Consider the following 25753-nt stretch of genomic DNA (forward strand, 5'->3'; position numbering starts at 1 on the left):
TTTATCGGATTGAAAACAAACAAATTAACGATTAACCCAATCAACAATTAACCCAATAAAAAATGATACAAGTAAATCAACTTTCAAAAAAATATAATGAAACTACAGTTTTAAATATTAACAATCTTGAAATTCCAAGAGGTCAGAGTTTTGGATTAGTGGGAAATAACGGAGCAGGAAAAACGACTTTTTTCAGTTTGTTGTTAGATTTGATTCAGCCTTCGACAGGAAATATTACAAGCAATAATATTCAGGTAAATACCAGTGAAAAATGGAAATCTTTTACGGGATCATTTCTGGATGAAAGTTTCCTGATTGGGTATTTAACCCCGGAGGAATATTTTTATTTTATTGGAGATTTACGCCATCAGAATAAAGCCGATATCGATTCACTTTTAGCACAACATGAAGAGTTTTTTAATGGTGAAATCCTGAATAGCAAAAAATATTTAAGAGATCTGTCAAAAGGAAATCAAAAGAAAGTGGGGATTATTGCCACACTTATTGGTAATCCTGAAGTAGTTATTCTTGACGAACCTTTTGCAAATTTAGATCCAACAACCGTGAGCCGATTAAAAAAAATTATAAAGGATTTAGCCGATAATCCAAATGTTACCGTATTGGTTTCCAGTCATGATTTGCAGCATACAGTAGAGGTTTGTGATAGAATTGTGGCACTTAATAAAGGCGAAGTTGTGAAAGATATTCAAACTTCGGAAGAAACCTTACAAGAACTGGAATTGTTTTTTGCAGTTTAAACCACTATAATTTCAAAAAGAAGCGTATTTTTACCCGTCATTATACTAAAAATCTAATTTAGAAGTTAATTGATTTAAACTCTTTCTATTGAAAAACAATACACTTAAATATAGTCTTTTTCTTGTCTTTTTGTTTCTTTTGATAGCATGCTCTACCAAGAAAAACACTTTTTTGGCTAGAAATTCGCATGCTCTAAGTACAAAATATAACATTTTGTACAATGGAGGAATTGGTCTTGATAAAGGATTAAAATCTATTCAGGCAAATAATCAGGATAATTTCTGGGAAACGCTGCCAATAGAAAAAATGCAAATCGATGAAAGTTTTTCAGAGGTTGACAAAGCAAAAAATCCGGATTTTGAAAAGGCAGAAACTAAAGCTACAAAAGCCATCCAAAAACACTCCATGAATATTGGAGGAAGAGAACGAAATTCACAAATTGATGAAGCTTATTTAATGTTGGGAAAAGCCAGATATTACGATCAGCGTTTTATTCCGGCTCTCGAAGCATTCAATTATATTTTATATAAATATCCAAACAGTAGTAATATTTATACAGCAAAAATCTGGCGCGAAAAAACAAACATGCGTTTAGGAAATGATGCTATTGCTTTAAAAAACATCAAGCTTTTATTAAAAAAGACAGATTTAAATAAACAGACTTTTTCTGATGCAAATGCATTACTGGCAGAAGCGTTTTTAAATTTAGAACAAAAAGACAGCGCTGTTGCAAAACTTAGAATTGCAGAACAATTTAGTAGAATAAATGAGGACAAAGCAAGATATCGTTTTATTTTAGGTCAGATGTATCAGGAAGCCGGACAAAAAGATAGCGCAAGTTATTTTTATGACGGAGTAATTGATATGAATCGAAAAGCAGATAGAAAATACATGATGCATGCATATGCTAAAAAAGCACAAATGTTTGACTATGAAAACGGAAATAAACAATTGTTTTTAAAAGCCTATAACAAGTTAGTGGCAGATCGCGAAAACCGACCTTATTATGATGTTCTCTTTTATGAAATGGGTGTTTTTTACGATAACTATAAAGTACAGGATAGTGCACTGATGTTTTATAATAAATCGTTAGGCAGAAAATCTAAAGATCCCTATTTAGTTGCCTCTGCTTATAGAAATATTGGAAACATGTATTTTAAAGATACAGATTATTCTATGGCTGCAAAATATTATGACAGTACATTGGTAAAATTAGATCCTAAAACGAGAGAGTTTGCGTTTATCCAAAAAAACAGAAAAAATTTAGACAACGTAATTAAATACGAAGCAATTGCAAAACGTAATGACAGTATAATTAAAGTGTACGGTTTACCTGCGCCTGACAGAAAATTATACTTTGAAAATTATATTGCAGAGCTTAAAAAGAAAGACGAAGTAAAACGAATTTTAGAAGAGAAAGAAAAGGAAAGATTAGCAATTATAGAGCGTAATACAAATTCTAATAACGGACCAACGGCTATAAATCCTAATTCGGTGGGAAAAAGCGATCCGGGAATAGGAGCATTTAATCCTCCATCAGGAAATGAAACAGCGAGCACAAGTACTTTTTATTTTTATAATCCAACAACAGTTGCTTACGGAAAATTGCAATTCAAAAAATTATGGGGTAATAGAACCGTGGGCGGAAACTGGAGATTAGCATCCATTAAATCTGCTAATAATGCCGCAATGAATGATACGATAAACAACGATCAGGATTTGGCGAATGCATTAAAAGACTCGGTTGTGGTTGAAAAATATACTACTGATTTTTACGAAAAACAACTTCCAAAAACCCAGTTGGCAATTGATAGTATTGGAGTAGAACGTAATTTTGCTTATTACCAATTAGGGCTTATCTACAAAGAGAAATTTAAGGAATATAATTTAGCTAGTGGAAAATTAGAGCAACTGTTGCGAAATAATCCTGAGGAGAAATTGATTTTGCCTACAATGTATAATTTGTATAAAATATATCAAATTACAAATCCTGCCAAAGCAGAATCTGTTAAGTTTGATATCACTACAAAATATCCAAATTCCAGATATGCACAAATTTTAAATAATACCAACCCAGATGATTTAGCTTCGCCTGATAAAGAATATCAAAAATGGTATAAATTATTTCAGGAAGAACAGTTTGATACCGTCTTAGATAATATCGATAATCTGATCAATCAATATGCCGGTGATGAAATTGTTTCTAAATATGAATTGCTAAAAGCGAATGCATTAGGAAAAGTATACGGTCTTGCAGCTTATAAAAAAGGGTTGGAAACAGTGGCGGATGATTATCCAAATAGTGAAGAAGGAAAAAATGCCCGCGAAATTTTAGAGAAACAAATTCCGGGTTTAGAAAAACTTGACTTTACATCAGTAGATACTAAAAGCTGGAAAATTTTATATTTGATTCCTAATAATGATACTAAAACGCTTAAAAAAATTGAAGAAGCAATCAGGGTATTTTTGTTAGTTGAAAATTTTGAAAGACTAACAACTTCTTTTGATAAGTATAATAAAACAGAAAGTTTTATAGTTATTCATGGTATAAAATCAGAGGCATACGCAAGAGATGTTTCAGGAGTTTTAAGAGAAGATAAAAAATATACAATCTCGCATCCGGCAATTATTATGTCGAATGAAAATTATAAAGTAATACAAATTAAAAAAAATCTTGAAGCTTATTTAGCTCCTAAAAACCCATAACAATCATGTTTGATAAAGTCAAAAAAAACGGAACAGAACTTTTAGGAAAAACAAACAGAATCGTTGAAGGAACATCTATTATAGGTGATATTGTTTCGAAAGCTGATTTTAGATTAGATGGTGAATTGATAGGAAACTTCACTTCGCAGGGAAAATTAGTTATAGGAGCATCAGGCGTTGTAAAAGGCGAAATTATTTGTAATAATGCAGATATTGAAGGTTTGTTTCAGGGAAAAATAAAAGTTTTAGAAATCCTTAATATAAAAGCATCTGCAAAAATTCATGGCGAAGTAGCTGTAGGTAAACTTTCTATTGAACCGGGAGCTGATTTTACAGCAACATGTACGATGCTGACAAATAATAAAGAAGTAACTTTAAAAGATGGAAAAGGAGCCGAACAAAAACAGAAGGAATAAATGGTTACCGCTTATTAATATTCCCGTGCAAATGGGAATTATTATTTTTGTGTTTTCGTATTTTGGCACATGGTTAGATGAAAATCATCCAAGTCCAAAAGTATATTATAATACTATTTTTGTAATGTTAGGCGTTGGCCTTGCATTATATAATGTTATCCGTCAGGTTAACGACATCAATAAAACAAAGTAATTTATGTTTTAAAGCACTTTAAATAAATGTTGCATCTTTGCAGAAAAATATTTCAATGCTTTTAAAAAATTACAAATCCATCTTACATTTATTCTTATTTGCTTTGGCAGCTTTTATTTTGCACAAAGCAGCATTTTTAGTTTTTGGGGTAAATACTCAAAACTTTTATTATAGTATAGAATTTTTGTATTTGATTTTTTTCGGAATCTCCGCTTTGCTATACCTTATATTATTAATAGTAAAAAAGAAGAATTTTGAGATCATCGGGATGGCTTTTTTATTTGGAACCTTTACTCAAATGTTAATAGGATATTTAATTTTGAGACCGATTTTAGAAAACCATAACGCAGAGGTCATGGTTGAAAAAATCAATTTTTTTGTAACATTTATTTTATTTTTGTTATTTGAGACGCTTTTAACTGTCCGATTATTAAATGAAAAGCATTAAAATAGCGATTCTGTAAAACAAGGTTCAAAAATAATTTTTCATATCCTTTTGAATATTAATAAAAAATGTACCTTTGCACCAAATTTTAGAAACGTAAAAAAATAAGATTTTTAACAGATATGGTGATTTCCAACAAACCGCTCAAATTTATTCTTGCAGCTTTAGTAGCTTGTTCTCCAGTAATGAGTTTTGCAAATTCAGAGAATGACTCAACGCACGTACAGATCGAGACCGCTCATGAAGAGAAAGTAATTTCGCATAACGCACCTTTGGAAGAAGAGCATCAGGCTCTTGATCCAAAAGCAAAAGTGGATGCTTTTATTGATCATCACTTACAGGATTCCCACGATTTTGTTTTCTTTTCAGATGAAAAGGAAAACAAACATTATGGTTTTCCACTACCCGTTATTCTTATTGACGGAGGTTTGAAAATTTTCTCGTCTGCAAAATTACACCACGGTGAAGAAGTTGCCGCAGTTGATGGAAATTTCTACAAATTAGTTCACGGTAAAATTTACAAAACAGATGCTGCCGGTACCATTACTTTTAATGAGCACGGACATCCTGAAAATGTTAAGCCATTAGATTTTTCTATTACAAAAAATGTTGTATCAATGCTTTTTGTTTCAGTACTATTATTTTTAATGTTTACCGGATTAGCAAAATCATATAAAAAAGGACCAATCCCAACGGGATTTGGAAGAGTATTAGAACCGCTTATTATTTTCATCAGAGATGAAATCGCTATTCCTAATATTGGTGAAAAAAAATACAGAAAATATATGGGTTACTTATTAACCGTATTTTTCTTTGTGTGGTTGTTAAACTTATTAGGTATGACTCCACTAGGAATTAACGTTACAGGAAATATTGCCATCACAGTTTGTCTGGCTGCATTTACTTTTATCATTACTCAGTTTAGTGCGAACAAAGAATATTGGGGACACATTTTCTGGATGCCGGGAGTTCCTGTACCAATGAAAATTATTTTAGCTCCCATTGAAATCTTAGGAACATTAACAAAACCATTTGCATTATTAATTCGTTTGTATGCAAACATTACTGCTGGTCACGTAGTAATTATGAGTTTGATCGCAATGATCTTTGTAGGTAAAAATTTAGCTGCAGATTTGCCAATCTCTATGGGATTAACATTATTTATTTCGGTTATCGAAGTTTTAGTTGCATTTTTACAGGCGTTCATTTTCACAATGTTATCATCATTGTTTATTGGTATGGCTGTTCAGGAGCATGATCATCACCACGCTGATGAAAATGTAATTATCTAATTTAGAAGTTTAATTTTATATATATAAATAGTTATGGGAACAATTCCAACTTTAGTAGGTGCTGGATTAGTAGTAATCGGAGCAGGTTTAGGTTTAGGTAAAATCGGTGGATCTGCTATGGACGCTATTGCTCGTCAGCCAGAAGCTGCAGGTAAAATTCAAACTGCGATGATTATTATCGCGGCTTTATTAGAAGGTTTAGCATTTGCTGCTTTAATCTTAGGAAAATAATAAAGAAAGAAATAACAACATCTTTAACGGTTGGTTAAAGGTGTTGTTACTTTTAAAAAAAGAAATTAAATATTTTAATATAGTTATAAAATGGATAAGTTAATTAACGATTTTTCATTCGGTTTATTCTTTTGGCAAGCTTTAATCTTGTTGGTTTTAATTTTACTTTTAGTAAAATTTGCATGGAAACCAATTATGGAATCTATTACCGCAAGAGAAGAAGGTATTAAAAATGCATTACTTTCTGCTGAAAATGCAAAGAGAGAAATGGAAAATTTACAAGCTGACAATCAAAGAATTTTGAATGAAGCTCGTGCAGAACGTGACGCGATGCTTAAAGAAGCTCGTGAAATGAGAGAGAAAATGATTGCTGATTCTAAAAACGAAGCGCAGGAGCAAGGTCAAAAAATGATTGAGCAGGCTAAAGCGGCTATCGAAAGTGAAAAAAATGCTGCTATGGCTGAATTGAAATTACAAGTTTCAACTTTATCATTAAGCATTGCTGAAAAATTGTTGAAAGAAGAATTATCTAACAAAGAATCTCAAACTAAATTAGTGGAGAAAATGTTAGGTGACGTAAAGTTAAACTAATATTATGGCAAGTACAAGAGCAGCAATTCGTTATGCAAAAGCAATTCTGGACTTAGCAAATTCTAAAGGAGTTGCTGAAGCTGTGAATGACGATATGAAGTCGATTGCTACAGTAATTGACACCAATGCAGAATTGAGTACCTTTATTCAAAACCCAACTACAAAAGTTGAAGTTAAGGAAAGTGCTCTTTTAGAAGTTTTTGCAAATGTAAATGGAGTAACCAAAGGTTTGTTTCATTTACTATTTGAAAACAAAAGATTCGAAATTCTGGAAGCAATTGCTCTGGAATACAAAAAATTATTTGATGAAAGCAATGGAGTTGAAGTAGCAAAAGTTACAACAGCAATTCCTATGGATGCAGATCTTGAAGCTAAAGTTTTAGCTAAAGTTGCTACATTATCAGATAAAAAAATAACAATAGAAAATATCGTAGATCCATCAATTATTGGAGGATTTATTTTAAGAATAGGTGATCAACAATACAATGCATCTGTTGCAAACAGATTGCAGGTATTAAAAAGAGAGTTAAGTAATTAGTTTTATTACACATAAAGTGTCTAAATTATAAATTAAGATGGCGGAAATCAAACCTGCTGAAATTTCAGCAATATTAAGAAAGCAAGTAGAAGGTTTTGAATCTGGTGCTACGCTAGAAGAAGTAGGAACAGTACTTCAGGTTGGAGATGGTATTGCTCGTATTTACGGGCTATCGAATGTACAATACGGTGAGTTAGTTGAATTTGACAACGGACTTGAAGCTATTGTATTGAATCTTGAAGAAGACAATGTTGGTGTGGTACTTTTAGGACCATCAACAGGAATCAAAGAAGGTTCAACAGCAAAAAGAACACAGCGTATTGCATCTCTTAAAGTAGGTGAGCAAATGGTAGGACGTGTTGTTAACACTCTTGGTTTTCCAATTGATGGAAAAGGACCAATTGGTGGAGATTTATACGAAATGCCTTTAGAAAGAAAAGCACCTGGTGTTATCTTCCGTCAGCCAGTAACTGAGCCATTACAAACAGGTATTAAAGCAGTAGATGCTATGATCCCGGTTGGTCGTGGACAGCGTGAGCTTGTAATTGGTGACCGTCAAACAGGTAAATCAACTGTTTGTATCGATACAATCTTAAATCAAAAAGAATTTTACGATGCAGGAAAACCTGTATTCTGTATATATGTTGCAATTGGGCAAAAAGCATCAACTGTAGCAGGAATTGCTAAAATGTTAGAAGAAAAAGGTGCAATGGCTTATACAGTTATTGTTGCAGCTAATGCTTCTGATCCGGCTCCAATGCAAGTTTATGCTCCTTTCGCAGGTGCTGCAATTGGAGAATATTTTAGAGATTCAGGTCGTCCTGCACTTATTGTGTATGATGATTTATCTAAACAAGCTGTTGCTTATCGTGAGGTTTCTCTTTTATTAAGAAGACCACCGGGACGTGAAGCTTACCCTGGAGACGTTTTCTACTTACACTCTCGTTTATTAGAGCGTGCTTGTAAAGTAATTGCAGATGATGGAATTGCTAAAAACATGAATGATTTACCAGATTCTATCAAGTCTATTGTAAAAGGTGGTGGTTCATTAACTGCATTGCCAATTATCGAAACTCAGGCTGGTGACGTTTCTGCATATATCCCAACAAACGTAATTTCGATTACAGATGGTCAGATTTTCCTTGATGGAGATTTGTTCAACTCTGGAGTTCGTCCTGCGATCAACGTAGGTATCTCAGTTTCTCGTGTTGGAGGTAATGCTCAGATTAAATCAATGAAAAAAGTTTCAGGAACTTTAAAATTAGACCAGGCTCAATTCCGTGAATTAGAAGCTTTCGCTAAATTTGGTTCGGACTTGGATTCAGTTACTTTAAACGTAATTGAAAAAGGTAGAAGAAACGTTGAGATCTTAAAACAAGGTTTGAATGATCCTTATACTGTAGAAAATCAAGTTGCTATTATTTACGCTGGTTCTAAAAACTTATTAAGAAACGTTCCTGTAAATAAAGTAAAAGAGTTTGAAGCTGATTTCTTAGCTTACTTAAACAGTAAACATAAAGATACGCTTAATGCTTTGAAAGCTGGTAAATTAGATGACAACATTACTGATGTTATTGAAAAAGCAGCAAAAGAAATTTCAGCAAAATATAACTAATTAGATAATTAGTAAATTAGATAATTAGAAAATGTCTCAACATCATTCTAATTATCTAATTTTCAAATTGTCACATTTTCTAATCAATAGATGGCAAATTTAAAGGAAATCCGTAATAGAATTACTTCCGTTTCATCGACGATGCAAATTACATCGGCAATGAAAATGGTTTCTGCTGCAAAGCTTAAGAAAGCACAAGATGCAATCACTGCAATGCGCCCTTATGCCGAGAAATTAACAGAGTTGTTGCAAAACCTTTCTGCTACACTTGATGGTGAAGTAGGAGGAGATTACACAACGCAGCGTGAAGTAAAAAAAGTATTGCTTGTTGCTATAACTTCAAACAGAGGTTTATGTGGAGCATTTAATACCAATGTAATTAAAGAGATTAAAAATCGTACTGTATTTTATGCAGGAAAACAAGTTGACGTTTTTGCTATTGGTAAAAAAGGAAATGATGTTTTAACTAAAACACATAAAGTACACGGTCATCATAATGCAATTTTTGATCATTTAACTTTTGAAAATGTTGCAGGAATTGCTGATAATTTAACTGAAAAGTTTTTATCAGGAGAATATGACAGAATCGAATTGATCTACAATCAGTTTAAAAATGCTGCAACTCAAATTGTTCAAACAGAACAATTTTTACCGTTAGCTCCAATTAAATCTGATGTACCGGTTTCAACTGGAGATTATATTTTCGAGCCTTCAAAAGAAGAAATTGTATTGACTTTGATTCCTAAATCATTAAAAACACAATTGTATAAAGGTATTCGTGATTCATTTGCTTCAGAACACGGAGCGCGTATGACAGCTATGCACAAAGCAACTGACAACGCAACTGAATTAAGAAACCAATTGAAATTGACTTACAATAAAGCACGTCAGGCATCTATTACTAACGAAATCCTTGAGATTGTTGGTGGAGCAGAAGCTTTGAATGGATAATTTATTCAACACATACAAAAAAAGAGCCGACAAGTAATTGTCGGCTCTTTTTTTATATAATTTATTTTTATTTTAAGATCCATCTCTTTTATTTTTAAGTATCTTATAAATTACCTGTAAAGAGTAAAATGTCCCGTGAACTCTCTACTATCTTTTGCATCATTGAGTTTTAATAAATACCAGTAATCACCAGATGGCAATTCATTGCCATTATATTTTCCGTCCCATTTTTGTCCAAAATTATAATTAGCTATTATGCGACCGTATCTATCAAAAATACTGTAGGTTAAATTTTTGAAGTTTACTGAACACTCAGGTCCCCATTCATCATTGATACCATCACCATTTGGTGTAAAGTGATTGGGGATACAAATATCGATATACTCGAAATATTTTGATATTGTAGCTATGCATCCATTTTTATCTGTTACCGTAACAGTATAAATCTGAGATTTATAAAAAATTAATTTATTAGTTGTGCTAGAGGATTCTTCATTAAATGAGTATTTGTATGGTGCCTGGCCGCCGGTTACTTTTGCCACAATTTCATTTAATTCACTATTATTTAGTATAACCGTTAAAGGTTGAATATCTTCTACAGTGAAAGGCAATGTCATTTGTACGCACCCATTTGTATGTCTGGCTTTGATTGTATGCTCGCCGGAAGGAATATTTGTAAATATAGTATTGCGTTCGTATTTAGTACTGTCATCTAATGCATAATCGATATCATCTATATTTATGTTGCTTTCCTGAATTGAAATAATTACAGAATTTGTTGTATTATTATTTATGCAATCATAAATAATTTCAGTTTTAGGTTTAAATATCACACCTTCTTCCATGTTCACTTCAATGTCCGTTATACAATTTGCATCTTTAATAAATACCTTATATTTTTTGCCACCGGTAAGTTGTGTAAAATTATATTCACCATCTGAAACTGCTTTATAAGGACCATCAATATTATCAAGACTCACACTATATGGTAGAGTTCCTCCAGAAATTAAAATACTAAAAACACCATTTTTATCTCCTTCACAAATTTCCTGTAGTACTGGATTAATAACTTTTGCTTGTAAAATATCTGGTTGCTTTACTTGTAAAATTGACAGTCCGTTTCCTGAACAACCTGATTCATCCTGAACTAAAATTTGATAAGTACCAGGGGACAAATTATCAAACTCAAATTTATTAGTAAACTGTGTTAAGTCTGGAGATATAGCATACTTAATAGTACCAGTTCCTCCTGTGGCTGTAATTTTGATCTTACCGTTATTAGCTCCATTACAAGTAATATTAGTTACTTTGCCATTAAATTTAAGAGGCACAGGTTCCTTAATTATAAAATCAATCTGATCGGTACATCCTGATATGTTATCAGTTATGATGAAAGTATATTTTCCAGCTGATAATTCTGTATAAGATATTAGGTTACCAGTTTGAGAAGATACTAATCCCGAAACATTAGGTATCAACTTATAGGTATAATTAGTTGAAGATATAAAGTTACTCACCATAAAGACTATAGATCCTGTATTTTCGCCATTACACATGATATCAATTTGTGATGTTGCTTTCACACTAATTTGTGGTGCTTTTAAAACTTTAATAGACTTGGTTATATAACATTTCGAAATATCATCTGTTACTTTAATTTGATAAGTTTGTGGTAATAATCCTGAAAAAACACCTGTAGAATTTGCGGTAACAATTCCACTAGGATATATAATTTCATAGGTATAGGAAGAACCCGCAATTGCCCCAATTATATTATTTACAGTAACTGTTGCGACGCCGCCATTTGTATTGCAATAGATTGGTGTTATTAAGATTTCTAAATCTGTTGGAGGATTATAGCCGGGGACCAATACGGTACCTGTAACATTACAACCGTTTTCATCTTTGACAAAGTAGTTTATTGTTTGTTCATAATGTACATTAATAAAGTTTATATCCGAAAAAGTAGTTCCATTATCAAAACTATAACTATATAATTCATTTTTTTTAACTGGAGTAAGGGTTACAACTGCATCAAGTAAATCATTGTCAACAGAACATCTAAAAGGGGTTACTTCTATTTTAATTTCTGGAGCTTTTAGTTTCTTTAAGGTCAATTTTTTAATTTCGAAACAATCGCTGGTTTTACTTTGAAATCTGACCCAGATTTCTGTGATTCCAACTGGGATCATGTAAGTTGATAAAGCTGATATTGGAATCGAATTAGTAAGATTTGAATTTTGAGCATCAGATAAATTGTTGTAAAATCGAATGTCTAAATTACTCAGTAAATCAGGGAATGCATTTATAGTATTGATTTGTGAAGTCATATTAAGGACTTCATGCGATAAATTTACTGTGGTTTTTGTTTTTCCATCTAATTCAAATTCACAAATATTTAAATTAGCATAATCATTAGCCTTAATATACGGGTATATTTTTAGTTGGATTGATGCAATATTATCGCAATAACCTGAGGCGTTAACTCTAACATATACAGTATGGTCATAAGGATTAAGGTTCTGCCAATTGTCAAAATTTATTATTTTATGGGTGTTTTTTTGCGCGTCTTCTTTGGTTGGATAATAATTAAACTTAACTCCGGTTATTGTAGAAATCTTATTTTTTACAGAGGACAAATCAAATTTTGTTTTCCCATTACTACCTGATTCATCACATTTAAAAATCTTTGGCTGAACAGGGTTTACAAAAACTTTTTTATTAATCTGAAAGGTAATCTTTACCACAGAAAAACATCCTGTATTATCTTGTTTGTCAATTCTCGTATAAATAATATGGGAATTGGGCTTAGGATAAATTTCGGGATTTATATCTTCTTCTGTAAATGTATAATTTAAGTTACTAATGGTATTTCCATTTCCGGCAGCTGCATCACTCAGATTTTTATAATACTTAAAAATATATAAATGATCAAGATGGGGTTCTCCGGTAATGATTTTATTTTTGTAAATATGTAAATCAGGAATGGTATAAATCCCATCTAATTTTCCATCTGACTCATCACAAATTTCAGATAAAACACCTTGTGCTTTAGGCGTGCTGTACATAATTACACTTAGTTTTTTAATGATATAGCACCCTGTTATTTTTGATATAAACTTTATCCAGATATCACTTTCCTGCGTTACATTGTATTGTGTAATATCAGAGGTTATAATAATATTATTTACTGAGTTAGCACGGGAAGTGTGATAACTTATATAAAAATCATTTAAGCTCGCTGCTGCTGTTATCATTTGTGACGGATAATTTTTTAGATCAACTTCCTTTGACATTTCTCCACTTGAACAAATTATAATTTCAGAATCTTTAAATATATTTTCTAAAGAAGATGTTTGTTTAAAAATAATAGATTTGATAGAAACACATCCCGTAGGAATATAAGTTACCCTGGCCCAAATAGTTTTAGGAAAAGAAGTTATGGTATATGCTGAAGAGGTCTTGTAATTTCCTCCAATTGCATCCTGTTCACTGCTGTCATAATAGGTAAATGCATAATTCGCATTTACAGGAAATCCCAAAATATCATTTCTATATTCATCTAAAATTACATTTTCACTGATTGCACCGTTTTCATTTCCTGTATTATTATTGCAAATAGTGTAGACAAGTTCTTTTGTTTCTAATAGGGGAGGCTTTACGAGATTAAATTTCAATTCAATTATTATCGGACAATCACCGACATTTTGCTTAATATTAGCCCAAACCGAATTAGTTACAGTTGCTTCAAAAGTGGTAAGAGAAGTTTTTGCAGCAGCAATTGCTTCAGCCTGAGTTGCATAAAATTTATAGTTCATAATGGAGGAAAGACCTGAATTATTACTAATAAGCTGTGCTTGTATATAACTTGTATTTAGAATTTCCTTGCCATCATTTCCAAAATCGCAACTGTTTATAATAGTATTATTAAGAACAGGAGTTTTAACCAGTGTAATATTAAAGCTTAATATTTTCCAACAAGTAGTAACTTTATCATATACACGTAAATAAATAGTAGTGGGAGAAACCGTTACCAAATAATTTAATGCCAATGTGGCTGAGATAAAGAATGGCGAGGTTTCATTTCCAGATTCAGCAGCAGCAAGAGTTCCGTAAAAAGTAATTTCAGCATTTTGATTATTACTTATAATGGCATCATTTAGATTGATAAATTCCTGATTATCATTATTGGTATCGCATACTATTAAATTTTTAAGCAGCGGCAAAGCAACAGCACTGGTAAACTGAAATTTAACTTGAACGAGAACGGAACATTCATTTTCAATATTTAATCTTGCAAATACTGACATTTGCAAAGTATTAATCTCAAAATTAGTTAGATTATCAATATAATTATTTGTGCCTTCATGAGCTTGAATCAATGTTTTGTAATATCTAATTGGTGTTTGTAATCTGGATAATTGCAAAGCTGTCAACTCATTTTTCACATCTGTTTCGTTATTGGTTATTTCTATTAAGTTTACAAATTCTTTTTTATCATTATCGAAATCACAAACTACATAAGCCGGGTTGATTAATTCTTGCTGAAGCTCAAGTAAATTAAAATTTATTTCATGTGTATAAATGCATCCATAATATTTTACATAAACATAAACAGTAGTTAAGGGCTTTGTTAAGTTGATACTGCTGACAATTTTACTAGTATGAACAGCACTTTCAGGATCCGTTTCATAATTATTCAAATCTTCTGTATTGGTAAAAAAATGAATAATTGCATTAGGATATTCTTTTTCAAAAGTTGCTTGCCATTTTGGTTTAGGACTGTTATTTGTTTTTAAATTTATGATTTCAGTTCCATCATTATAAATATCACAGATATCAAAAATATCTGGATTTATTGTAGCTTTTTTTGAAGCACTTACCGGAAAATTAACGTAGGATTCCAAACCTGTTGCATTTATTTTATATCGAGCCTGAATTACTTTAAAAAAGGGAGGTGAAAAAGTATAGTTATAAGGTGCGTTATCAGTCAATAAGGAATTATTAGTGGAATCATAGAAACCAATAATAGTAATATCTGATAAAGTGAGACCTCCATATAAATAGAATTTAAGATAATCGCTATCCAGATTTATTGTAATGGAAGTTTCTATAGTATCGCAAATTGAACCGCCGCCGCCGCCAGAACCTCCGGGACCAATCGCACCGCCACCACCGCCACTTCCACCAGCAATACCATCGCAATTATCATCTGCCGACACAGTTATTTCGGTAAATGCATCACAATATCCTAAAGCTGTAGCTTTTACATAAAAAGTACTATTCATGTTAAACTTTGCAGATGCAGGATCAGGAACTTTATAAGAGGCGGAGTAACTTGAATTAGTATAATATTCTAAATTTACACCTGTAACAGGAAAATCAAGAAGTTGTGTATTATATTGAGTTAAATCGTAATTTTTTATTGTTTGTCCCTCGACAACATAGCAAATTAGAAAAGGCTTTTCAGGCTTTTTAACTTTTATAAATTGTTTTAATTTTATTTTAAAAGGAACTATACTATAACAATCCGGATCGTTAAAGGCAGCATTCCACACTCTTAAAAATAACGTTTTTGTATTATCAGATTCAGCAGTCACATCCAGCGAATAATTATTAAAATTGCTTATTTCTGGGCTTCCCGCAGTTGCTGTTTCTAAAGATTCAAAATACTTATATCGGGTATTGTTTAAGCCTGTAATTCCTAGAGTGCTTAAATTCAAAGTCTCTTTTGCATCATTATTTTCGTCACATTTTTCAAAAATTTGATTGGGAGTAATCACAGGTTTTTTATTTGATCTCAAATTTATCTTTGTTACATTATAGCAAACGCCACTTTTTAAGATCTTGACAAATACTGTTTTGTTATTTAAAAAAGCATAAGATTGTTTTGGAGTAGATATCGGAATGGTGAGATTTTGGTCTTCAAAATAAGAGAAAGAAAGAGATGAATCCGGGTTTATTTCAGTTTCATATGAAGTTAAATCAACAATATAATTTTCGCCATTACTGACACAAAATGCCACAGTAGTTTTTTCCTTTGCCGTGGGGAAATCCAATGAAAATTTCACCTCTATATCATTCGTAACTGAAACAGGAACACATAAATTATAGTTTACGAGTACTTTATATTTCGTGTTTTGAGTGGGATATACCAATATTTCTTTTAAATTTCGAGTTCCGGAAATTTCGATGTTATTTTCATTAAACCATTGAATTGTAATATTAGTATTTCCATTTGGAGAGAACCTCCATGCTTCATTATGCGCTTCCCAATTGCCACTGTCTCTACCAGGAGCAGCAATTCCTGCGCTTGAATCATAATTAGTAATACCAATGACTGCATTTTTGCGAAATACGCCGTTTCCATCAAAAACAGAATCGGTACTTTCATTAATGAATCGGTCTTTTACATATACATCAATCGTGTTAGAGGTTTCATATAATACGATTTGCGAAGTAGAGTTTTTAGTGTCTAAATATGAAAATTGAGTAATATTGTTATAATTAATAATAACTTTTCTATTTGGGTAACTTCCTTTTACTATGTATGTTACCCTGTCTAAGTTATTCATATCATGAAAAACTCCAAAAATAGAGTTCTTGGGAAGACCATTAGGAAGAGGTGCAGCGGGAGCAAGTGCAGATTCTAATTCTGCCAAAGTTGTATCAAAACTTACAATGCCATTATCACTTATTATGATTTGAGAATATAAATTACCATAAAAACAAAAAGAAAAAGGTAAATCTATTGCTGCACTATAAACATCATCCTTTTTGAAAGTGCCATTTGGTTTTAGAAAACCCTTTATTTCAACCATTTCTCCTTCATCAAAATTTCCTTCGGGAGCATAATCAATAGAGGAAACCGTATAACTGTTAGTCTCGCGTATATCCGGAAATTGAGCTGTTAACTGAATTCCTTTATTTGACAAAAAATCATAATCACAATCAACATTTATGAAACCTGAGTTTTTTTTGTGATCATTTATAATCACATAAGGATTAATGACATTTTGTGAAAAAACTTTTTTTAAAGGAAATAGTAGGAATGTAAAAATTAGTAATTTGATATTTATTAATTTCATAATGCTGTAATTTAATTAACTCATTTATGCTCTTTAAAGATTTAAGCAATGATTTACCTCAAATAATCTACCTGCATCAAAGTCTTGAAACATTTTAGCAAAATATTTTGTGGAATATATAAACAAGAAAGTTAAATAAGATTTGATATTGTGACAGCCACTATAAGTTTTATAAGTTGTAGAATAAGACTAATTCAATTATAAATATTAGAGTCAAAACAAAAAAAGAGCCGACATCCCCACATGTCGGCTCTTTTTCTTAATATAATAGTTTAGTTTTTTTGAAGTTGAACTTATAAAATGGTGATTCCCAATTATCCATAAAACTGAGAATCAGTACCATTTTATAAAATTATTTCGCAGATTTATCACCCTGCATCGCTTTGTCTTTTATGGGAACAAACTAGCTTTATTAGTCCCAATGCTCTGTTTTTTTGAGGGTTACATTTCAGCAGAATCAATCCCTATATGCTTTGTCTTTTATGGGAACAAACAAGCTTTATTAGTCCCAGGGCTCTGTTTTTTTGAGGGTTACATTTCAGCAGAATCAATCCCTATGTGCTTTGTCTTTCGTGGGAACAAACTAGCTTTATTAGTCCCAATGCTTTGCTTTTTTTGTAAGGGTTGTATTTTAGCTTTACTCATTCCCTTTGATACAAAGTTAGTACAGAAGTACTTCTTAAAATTTATACAATTTTTAATGTTTATTATAGATTTCACATGTAGCCTTGAAAATGAATTATATAATGAGGCAATCAAATAAATTGAGTATTTTTGAAATCTATTTTTATTACAATGAAACTACAAATAAAAGAGCTTACAACTATAGAAGCAATGCTGATTCATATAGAAACTATGCGATTTCTCTATCCTAATTTATCAGTTGAAAAATACCAAGCATATCTTTCTCAAATGGTTCCGCATAACTACATTCAAATAGGAGTTTTTGATGAAGATGTTTGTTTAGGAATTACAGGTTGCTGGTCTGCTACTAAATTATGGACAGGTAAATATCTGGAAATAGATAATTTTGTAGTAAACCCAAACTATCGCTCAAAAGGAATAGGAAAATTACTAACGGATTATATCGAACAAAAAGCAATAGATCTAGATTGCAGCAGTATAGTTTTAGATGCCTTTACAGGAAATTTTGCGGCGCATAGATTCTATTATAATCAAGGTTACGAACCAAAAGGCTTTCATTTTGTTAAAATTTTAGATGAAAACAAATTAACACACTAAAATTAAAGCCAAGTTTTTTTATTGAACCAGCAAAATCAACAATAAACCAAAGAATTGGTTATTTTTGTTCCATAAACTTTATTACATATATATTTTGGGATTATATAAAAATCTGTTCAAACAAACTGCTATTTACGGATTAGCAACGGTTTTGCCGAGAATGCTAAGTTTTTTATTGGTAAGATTATATACTGGTATTTTACCAACAGCAGAATATGGCGAGGTTTCGATCGTTTTGTCCTGGATGGTTTTCTTTAATGTCGTTCTTTCATACGGAATGGAAACAGCATTTTTTAGATTTTACAGTGCCGAAGAAGACAAGAAAAACGTAATTGCAACTTCGACAATATCAATATTCTGGTCGTCGATTGTTTTCCTATTTGTGGCTTTGATTTTTAGAAACACACTTGCAAATCTTGCAGATGTTGATGTACAATATATAACCTACACCGTTTGGATTTTAGTTTTAGATGCTTTGGTTTTAATACCATTTTCTAAATTAAGAGCCAATCAAAGACCAATGGTTTACGCCGCAATTAAAATTGGGAATGTGGTAATTAATTTATTACTCAACATATTCTTCCTAATATATCTGCCAAAGCTTGCTGCTTCAAATCCTAACTCAGTTTGGGATAATTTATATGTAGAGAATTTTCAAATCGCTTATATTTTCATCGCAAATCTATTGGCAAGTTTAGCCACTTTTATAGTGCTTTCGCCAAATTATCTTTCCCTTGGAAAAAAATTCGATCCTGTACTCTGGAAAAAAATGATGAAATATGGTTTGCCAATTTTGGTAGCCGGACTTGCATTTGCAGTAAACGAACATTTTGATAAAATTCTATTAGGATATCTTTTACCTGAAAATCTTGCAAAGTCAGAAGTTGGAGCATATTCTGCTTGTTATAAGTTAGGATTGTTCATGGTTTTATTTGCGACAGCTTTTAGATTAGGTATAGAACCTTTCTTTTTTAGTCATGCAAAAAATGCAAACGCACCACAAACTTATGCAGTAATCACAAAATATTTCGTTATTCTGGGTTCCTTAATATTATTAGGAGTAATTGTTTTTGCCGATGTTTTAAAATATCTTCTGCTTGACAATAAAGCCTATTGGGAAGCGATGAAAGTAGTGCCGCTAATTATTTTGGCGAACTTCTTTTTAGGAATTTACAACAACTTATCAGTTTGGTATAAACTAACGGACAAAACAAAAATTGGAGCATATATTTCAATTGTTGGAGCTATAGTTACTTTGGTTTTAAACTATTTTTTAATTCCAAAATACAGTTACTACGGTTCAGCCATTGCTACTATTTCTGCTTACGGAAGTATGATGTTAATATCATATGTTTTAGGAAATAAATACTATCCAATACCTTATGATATGAACAAAATTGGTGCTTATTTAGGAATTTCAATCGCATTTTCGGCTATTTCCTTTTACGGATTTAGAGAAAATTATTTCGTTGGAATTCCGTTATTATTAGCCTTCATGTATTTTGTGTACCACAACGAAAAAGAAACAATCAAAGGAATTATGAATAGAAAGTAGTTATACTTTTTAATCTTTTTAAATAAAAAATGAAAATACAAATTATCAACAAATCACAGCACGCTTTACCCAACTACGAAACAATTGCTTCGGCAGGAATGGATTTACGTGCCAATTTAACTGAATCTATTACGTTAAAACCATTAGAAAGAACCATTGTAAAAACGGGACTTTTTATAGAATTACCAATTGGTTACGAAGCACAAGTTCGACCAAGAAGCGGTTTAGCAGCAAAAAGAGGAGTTACGGTTTTAAATTCTCCGGGAACGGTTGATGCCGATTATAGAGGAGAAATAGGCGTAATTTTAGTAAATTTATCAAATGAAGAATTCGTAATCGAAAACGGTGAACGAATTGCACAATTAATTATTGCCAAACACGAAAGAGCAGAGTGGATGGAAGTTGCAGAGCTTTCGGAAACATCAAGAGGCGAAGGCGGGTTTGGAAGTACTGGAGTGAAGTAGTTTTAAGTCGCAGTTTTCGGTCACAGTTTTGAGTTTCTGAACTTTGCGAACTTAAAAATGAAATGTAAAAACTTGTAATCTTTGCGAAAAACCTTTGCGAACTTTGCGGTAAAATAGTTTTCAGTGGCAGTCGCGGTAGACAGTTTTCGGTCACAGTTTTGAGTTTCTGAACTTTGCGAACTTAAAAATGAAATGTAAAAACTTGTAATCTTTGCGAAAAACCTTTGCGAACTTTGCGGTAAAATAGTTTTCAGTGGCAGTCGCAGTAGATAGTTTTCTGTCGCGGTTTTCAGTTTCTAAACTTTTTGACCTTAAAAATGAAATGTAAAAACTTGTAATCTTTGCGAACTTTGCGGTAAAATAGTTTTCAGCTGCAGTTGCAGTAAACAGTTTTCAATCGCAGTTTTCAGTTTCTGAACTTTTAAGTAAAAATTAGAACCAAACTAAGAGGATTTTTATAAATCTTCCCATAAAAATAAAAAAGACAAAATGAAAATAATCGTTCCAATGGCAGGTCGGGGATCAAGACTTAGACCACATACACTAACAGTTCCTAAACCATTAATTCCAGTTGCAGGAAAATCTATCGTACACCGTTTAGTCGAAGATATTGCTAAAATATTAAAACAACCAATCGAAGAAGTTGCTTTTATTTTAGGAGACGAAGCATTTTTTGGAGATGATTTAGTTACAAGCCTGGAAGAATTGGCAGGTAGTTTAGGAGCAAAAGCTTCAATCTACCGTCAGGATTTACCTTTAGGAACAGGTCACGCCATTATGTGTGCCAAAGAATCTTTATCAGGTCCGGCAGTAATTGCTTACGCAGATACTTTAATCAGAGCAGATTTTGAATTAGACCCGGCTGCAGATGCTGTAATTTGGGTAAAACAAGTAGAACAGCCGGAAGCTTTTGGAGTTGTAAAATTAAACACCAATAATGAAATTATAGAATTGGTTGAAAAACCAAAAGAATTCGTAAGCGATTTAGCCGTTATCGGAATTTACTATTTCAAAGAAGTTGGAGATTTGAAAAAAGAACTTCAGGGAGTTCTGGATAATAATATTCAAAATGGTGGAGAATATCAAATCAATGACGGAATCAAAGCGATGATGGCAAACGGTAAAGTTTTCAAAACCGGAAGCGTTGACGAATGGATGGATTGCGGAAACAAGGATGTTACCGTGGAAACAAATTCCAGAATGTTAGGATTTTTGCACAATGACGGAGAACATTTAGTAGATTATGATGTGCAATTAGATAACTCAACGATTATTCCTCCATGTTATATTGGAGAAAATGTAGTGTTGAAAAATACAACAGTTGGACCAAATGTATCTATCGGGAAAGGATGCCACGTTATTGACAGTACCATCAAAAATAGTTTAGTACAAACCTATTCTCAAATAAAAAATGCTAACTTAGACAATGCAATGATAGGAAATCATGTTGTTTATGATGGTAAATTTACCAGTATTAGTATTGGAGATTATTCGGTTTTAGAATAAATATAAGTTTAAAGAGGTACCATTTGATACAATTACAAAATCAACACGAATTTCACTAATTGACACTAATTTAGTTTGTGAAATTAATTTCACAAACTAAATTAAGCCATTAAAATTTGTGCAAATTCGTGAAATTCGTGTTGAAAATTAATTTATAGTATTTGGTAGGTTTAAAAAAGATTCGTTTTTGTTTAAAGATTAAATTTTAGAGATGATACAAAAAGGAGTTATAGTCATTTTATTTTTCGTTTTGCTTAGCAATCCAATTTCCGTAATGGCTCAAACAGAACCGGAAGATATTGCTATGGCTACAGATGAATATCAGGACTCTTTTTATGAGTCATTAAAACAAAAAGGAATCGAGAATTATGATAAAGCCATTGTATCATTAGAAAAATGCATAAAGCTAAAACCTAATGATGCTGTTGCTTATTTTGAATTAGGAAAAAATTATCTTTCTTTAAGACAATATCAAAGTGCACAGGATTCTTTTGAAAAAGCAACGCAGTTAAATCCCAAAAATAAATGGTATTGGTTAGGGATTTATGATGTAAGTTTTCAAACTAAAAATTATCCTTTGGCAATTGAAACAATTCAGAAAATAATTGTTTTTGACGAAGAGTACAAAGATGATTTAATTTCGTTGTACATGATCACCAATCAATTTGACAAAGCACTATTGGCGATTAATGAAATGAACGATAAATTTGGAAAATCAGAAGATCGTGATCGTTACAAATTGCAGATTTTATCTCAGGGGAAATATCAAAATGTAGAAATATCAAAACTGATAGATCAGATAAAACAGCATCCAAAAGAAGAATCGAATTATGTAAATCTGATTTTTTTATATTCAAAAGCAGAAGAAACTGATAAAGCGTTAGATGTTGCGAAACAATTGGCGAAAGAAATTCCAAATTCTGAATGGGCACAAGTAAGTATGTTCAAGGTGTATTTAGATGCTAATCAAGCTGATAAAGCAATTAAATCGATGAATGTGATTTTGTCCAGTTCAAAGATTGATTCAAAAATAAAACACCGAACCTTAAATGAGTTCTTGATTTATGTGAATAAAAATCCACAGTATGCTCCTGATTTAGAAAAAGCAATCGCCTATTTTGATAATGATAAAGATGTAGATGTTGCAAAAGAAATTGGTAAATTTTATCACAGTAAAGGTCAGTTTGAGAATGCGATCAAATATTATGAGAAAGATTTAAAAGCAAATTCAGAGACAGATCGCGAAACAAATTTGTTATTGCTTGAAGCTTACACACAAGCAAAACAATTTGAACCAATGACAAAAAAAGCCATGAATATGATCGAAGTTTATCCTAGTCAGCCTCAATTTTATTACTACGCAGGATTAGGAAACAATCAGTTAAAACAATTTAAAAATGCAAAAACCGTTTTAGAAATGGGACTCGATTATGTAGTCGATGATAAAACGCTCGAAGCAAATTTTAATATACAATTAGGAGAATCTTACAATGGTTTAGGAGACGCAAAGAAAAAAGAGGAATACTTTTTGAAGGCTAATGAATTATTAAAGAAAAAAAAATAAAAGACTAAATGCAGATGAAAAAATATATAGCATTAATTGTAGTAACGGTTTTTATGGTTTCTTGTAAATCAAAAGCTGTTGCAGTACAAAATAATACAGGAAATACTGAAGTTGCAGCAAAAGAAGATAAAAAAGCAATAGAGAAACATTACGATAATAAATTAGATTTTTCGACTTTGTACATAAAAGCTGCAGCAAAATATGTTGACGAAAAACAAAGTCAGAATGTTACTGCAGAAATTAAGATCAAGAAAGACAAACAAATTTTAGTAAGTGTTCGTTTCTTAGGAATCACAATGGCAAAAGCATTGATAACACCAACAACAGTAAGTTATTACGAAAAAATAAACAGTACCTATTACGAGGGTGATTTTACAAGTTTAAGTAAATGGCTGGGAACGGAATTAGATTACAGCAAGGTTCAGAATTTATTGGTTGGAGAAGCGCTGGATGATTTAAGAAAAGGAAAATATACACAAACAATTGTAGAGAATCTTTTTCGTTTAGAAGATGCAAAAGATGCAAAGCTGAAAAAATCCTTCTATTTAGATACTGATAAATATTTGTTGCAAAAAGAAGAGATTTCACAACCATCTGAAAACAGAATGTTAGAAATTTTATATGCTGACACCAAGGTTTTTAATCAGGGAATATTGCCAACAAGTATTGAAATAAATGCAACTCAGCCAAAAGGGAAAACCAATATTAATTTGAATTACAACACTATTTCATTTAATGAAGAACTTTCTTTCCCTTATAGTGTGCCAAGTGGTTATAAAAAAGTTATAATTAACTAAATTTGCAAAAAGAAAATATAAACATGCCAAAATTTCTCCTAAGCCTAATTTTTATATGTGCCACTACATTTATGTGGGCGCAAGATTCGCAACAAGAAAAACTTGAACAGCGAAAAGCTCAGATTCAGCAGGAAATTAGAGATAACGAAAAAATGTTGCAGTCTGTAAAGAAGAAAGAAAAATCAGCAGTAAACGTATTTTTAATTCAGGCGAATAAAATTAAACTGAAAGAGAAACTGATTAATACTACGGCAAAACAAGAAAAACTTTTAAGCAATGACATGTATATTAACCAGGTGAAGGTTAATAAACTAAAAAAAGAACTGGCAATACTGAAAGCAGATTATGCAAAAATGATTTTAAAATCATACAAAAGTAGATCAGAGCAAAGCAGAGCCATGTTTATTTTATCCTCAGAAAGCTTTTTACAAGCCTACAAAAGAGCACAATATTTAAAACAGTATACCAATTTCAGAAAAAATCAAGGTTTAGAAATTCAATCCAAAACAGCAGAATTAGTAGATTATAATGCAAGATTAGATGGACAGAGAACCGTTAAGAAAAAAATCATCGCTGAAAATCAAAAAGAAAAACAAAGCTTAGAAGTTGAAAAGCAAGAACAGCAAAAGATTGTTAATTCTCTTAAGAAAGATAAAAATAAAATTATTGCAGATACAAAATCCAAACAGCAGGAATCCAGAAGAATCGATTCTAAAATTAAGGATCTTATCCGTGAACAAATTAGATTAGCGAATCAAAGAGCTGAAGAAGAAAGACGTAAAAGAATAGCAGAAGGTAAAGCCAGCGAAGCAGATAAAGCAGAGGCTGCAGCACCCAAAAGTTATTCATCTGATAGAATTACATTAACACCGGAAGGTAAAATTTTAGCTGCTGACTTTAAAGCAAACAGAGGAAAACTGCCTTGGCCAGTTGAAAAAGGATTTATATCTCTTGGTTACGGAGATCAGCCGCATCCTCTATATCCAACGCTGACTGTTCACAATTCCGGAGTAGAGATTACTACTGAACAAGGAGCAAGTGCGCGTGCTGTATTTGAAGGTGTAGTATCAAAAGTTATCGCGTTGTCACCGGTAAACAGAGCTGTTTTTATTCAACACGGAGATTACTTTACAGTATATCAAAACCTAAGTCAGGTATCTGTTGACCAAGGTGATAAAGTAAAAGTGAAACAAGTTATTGGAAAAGTAAGAACAAGCGGAGACACAGGAAAAACAATTATTAAGTTTTTGATTCTTCAAAACACAAGTAATAACAATCCGGAAGGATGGTTACAAAACAGATAAAGTTGCAAAACGAGTAATAAAAAGGGAGCTAATTAGCTCCCTTTTTTGAGATTAATCATATTGAAATTGTATGGTTTGAATTTTAAAATAGTATTTTTGCACCATGGAAACAAATAGACAGAAAAAAATAGGCGGTGTCATCCAAAAAGATTTGGTTGATATTTTGCAAGGTGAAGTGAGAAAAAACGGAATTAATAATTTGGTAATTTCCGTATCCAAAGTTAGTGTTACTTCAGATTTATCTGTGGCAACAGTTTATTTAAGCATTTTTCCTCAGGAGAAAGCAAAAGAAACTTTAGAAGGCATAAAATCAAACAGTACTTTAATCAAACACGATTTGTCACAACGTGTACGTTTACAATTGCGCCGCGTACCAAATCTGGTATTCTTTATCGATGACTCATTAGATTATATCGAAAAAATTGATAATGCTTTATCAAACAGAGAAAACCCAATTGAAAACCGTGATCTTTTAGACAAAAGAAGAAAATCATAA

The 25753-nt window shown here is 31.8% G+C and carries 20 protein-coding genes; 19 read left to right on the forward strand and 1 reads right to left on the reverse strand.

Annotated elements, in window-relative coordinates; genetic code table 11:
* Window positions 1-62: 62 nt before the first annotated feature.
* The 11 genes from ACHRVX_RS08020 to atpG all read left to right on the forward strand — a co-directional run bounded on the left by ACHRVX_RS08020 (window position 63) and on the right by atpG (window position 9737).
* Window positions 63-758, forward strand: a complete 696-nt coding sequence (locus ACHRVX_RS08020) for an ABC transporter ATP-binding protein (protein WP_395331030.1) — start codon at window positions 63-65, stop codon at window positions 756-758.
* Between the two features lie 88 nt (window positions 759-846).
* Window positions 847-3465, forward strand: a complete 2619-nt coding sequence (locus tag ACHRVX_RS08025; RefSeq protein ID WP_395331031.1) for a tetratricopeptide repeat protein — start codon at window positions 847-849, stop codon at window positions 3463-3465.
* Between the two features lie 5 nt (window positions 3466-3470).
* A complete protein-coding gene (locus ACHRVX_RS08030) occupies window positions 3471-3881 on the forward strand; it encodes a polymer-forming cytoskeletal protein (RefSeq protein WP_395331033.1) in 411 nt (136 codons plus the stop codon).
* Window positions 3847-4074: an AtpZ/AtpI family protein gene (locus ACHRVX_RS08035; protein WP_213296132.1), complete on the forward strand. Its 228-nt coding sequence runs from the start codon at window positions 3847-3849 to the stop codon at window positions 4072-4074. The genes ACHRVX_RS08030 and ACHRVX_RS08035 overlap by 35 nt, the downstream gene beginning before the upstream one ends.
* Before the next feature lie 37 nt (window positions 4075-4111).
* A complete protein-coding gene (locus ACHRVX_RS08040; RefSeq protein ID WP_244860252.1) occupies window positions 4112-4522 on the forward strand; it encodes a hypothetical protein in 411 nt (136 codons plus the stop codon).
* Between the two features lie 119 nt (window positions 4523-4641).
* A complete protein-coding gene (atpB, locus tag ACHRVX_RS08045; protein ID WP_395331035.1) occupies window positions 4642-5811 on the forward strand; it encodes a F0F1 ATP synthase subunit A in 1170 nt (389 codons plus the stop codon).
* Window positions 5812-5844: 33 nt separating this feature from the next.
* The gene (gene atpE / locus ACHRVX_RS08050; RefSeq protein WP_008465835.1) at window positions 5845-6042 is read left to right on the forward strand and encodes an ATP synthase F0 subunit C; all 198 of its coding nucleotides are present in this window, start codon (window positions 5845-5847) and stop codon (window positions 6040-6042) included.
* 90 nt (window positions 6043-6132) lie between these two features.
* Window positions 6133-6633, forward strand: a complete 501-nt coding sequence (locus ACHRVX_RS08055; RefSeq protein WP_213296126.1) for a F0F1 ATP synthase subunit B — start codon at window positions 6133-6135, stop codon at window positions 6631-6633.
* A gap of 4 nt (window positions 6634-6637) precedes the next feature.
* The gene (gene atpH / locus ACHRVX_RS08060; protein ID WP_395331038.1) at window positions 6638-7171 is read left to right on the forward strand and encodes an ATP synthase F1 subunit delta; all 534 of its coding nucleotides are present in this window, start codon (window positions 6638-6640) and stop codon (window positions 7169-7171) included.
* 37 nt (window positions 7172-7208) lie between these two features.
* A complete protein-coding gene (atpA, locus tag ACHRVX_RS08065) occupies window positions 7209-8786 on the forward strand; it encodes a F0F1 ATP synthase subunit alpha (protein WP_395331040.1) in 1578 nt (525 codons plus the stop codon).
* Between the two features lie 90 nt (window positions 8787-8876).
* Window positions 8877-9737, forward strand: a complete 861-nt coding sequence (gene atpG, locus ACHRVX_RS08070; RefSeq protein ID WP_395331042.1) for an ATP synthase F1 subunit gamma — start codon at window positions 8877-8879, stop codon at window positions 9735-9737.
* Window positions 9738-9847: 110 nt separating this feature from the next.
* Here atpG and ACHRVX_RS08075 read toward each other — a convergent pair whose 3' ends face one another.
* Complete coding sequence (locus tag ACHRVX_RS08075) at window positions 9848-16825, reverse strand: T9SS type B sorting domain-containing protein (protein WP_395331044.1); 6978 nt, start codon at window positions 16823-16825, stop codon at window positions 9848-9850.
* A gap of 795 nt (window positions 16826-17620) precedes the next feature.
* On the opposite strand from ACHRVX_RS08075, the gene ACHRVX_RS08080 reads away from it, so the two are divergent.
* From ACHRVX_RS08080 to rbfA, 8 genes are all read left to right on the forward strand, one after another.
* A complete protein-coding gene (locus tag ACHRVX_RS08080) occupies window positions 17621-18067 on the forward strand; it encodes a GNAT family N-acetyltransferase (protein WP_395331046.1) in 447 nt (148 codons plus the stop codon).
* A gap of 94 nt (window positions 18068-18161) precedes the next feature.
* A complete protein-coding gene (locus ACHRVX_RS08085; RefSeq protein WP_395331048.1) occupies window positions 18162-19622 on the forward strand; it encodes a lipopolysaccharide biosynthesis protein in 1461 nt (486 codons plus the stop codon).
* 29 nt (window positions 19623-19651) lie between these two features.
* Window positions 19652-20086: a dUTP diphosphatase gene (dut, locus tag ACHRVX_RS08090; protein WP_213296114.1), complete on the forward strand. Its 435-nt coding sequence runs from the start codon at window positions 19652-19654 to the stop codon at window positions 20084-20086.
* A 489-nt stretch (window positions 20087-20575) separates the two neighbouring features.
* Entirely contained in the window at window positions 20576-21592 is a 1017-nt protein-coding gene (locus ACHRVX_RS08095) for a sugar phosphate nucleotidyltransferase (RefSeq protein ID WP_395331051.1), read from the forward strand.
* Window positions 21593-21803: 211 nt separating this feature from the next.
* Window positions 21804-23156, forward strand: a complete 1353-nt coding sequence (locus ACHRVX_RS08100) for a tetratricopeptide repeat protein (RefSeq protein ID WP_395331054.1) — start codon at window positions 21804-21806, stop codon at window positions 23154-23156.
* 14 nt (window positions 23157-23170) lie between these two features.
* On the forward strand, window positions 23171-23953 hold the full coding sequence (locus ACHRVX_RS08105) for a DUF4292 domain-containing protein (protein ID WP_395331056.1): 783 nt from the start codon (window positions 23171-23173) through the stop codon (window positions 23951-23953).
* 23 nt (window positions 23954-23976) lie between these two features.
* Window positions 23977-25257: a peptidoglycan DD-metalloendopeptidase family protein gene (locus ACHRVX_RS08110; RefSeq protein ID WP_395331058.1), complete on the forward strand. Its 1281-nt coding sequence runs from the start codon at window positions 23977-23979 to the stop codon at window positions 25255-25257.
* A 103-nt stretch (window positions 25258-25360) separates the two neighbouring features.
* Entirely contained in the window at window positions 25361-25753 is a 393-nt protein-coding gene (gene rbfA, locus ACHRVX_RS08115; protein ID WP_213296106.1) for a 30S ribosome-binding factor RbfA, read from the forward strand.

This window comes from Flavobacterium sp. FlaQc-47 (assembly GCF_044006475.1).
In the GTDB taxonomy this organism is placed as follows: domain Bacteria; phylum Bacteroidota; class Bacteroidia; order Flavobacteriales; family Flavobacteriaceae; genus Flavobacterium.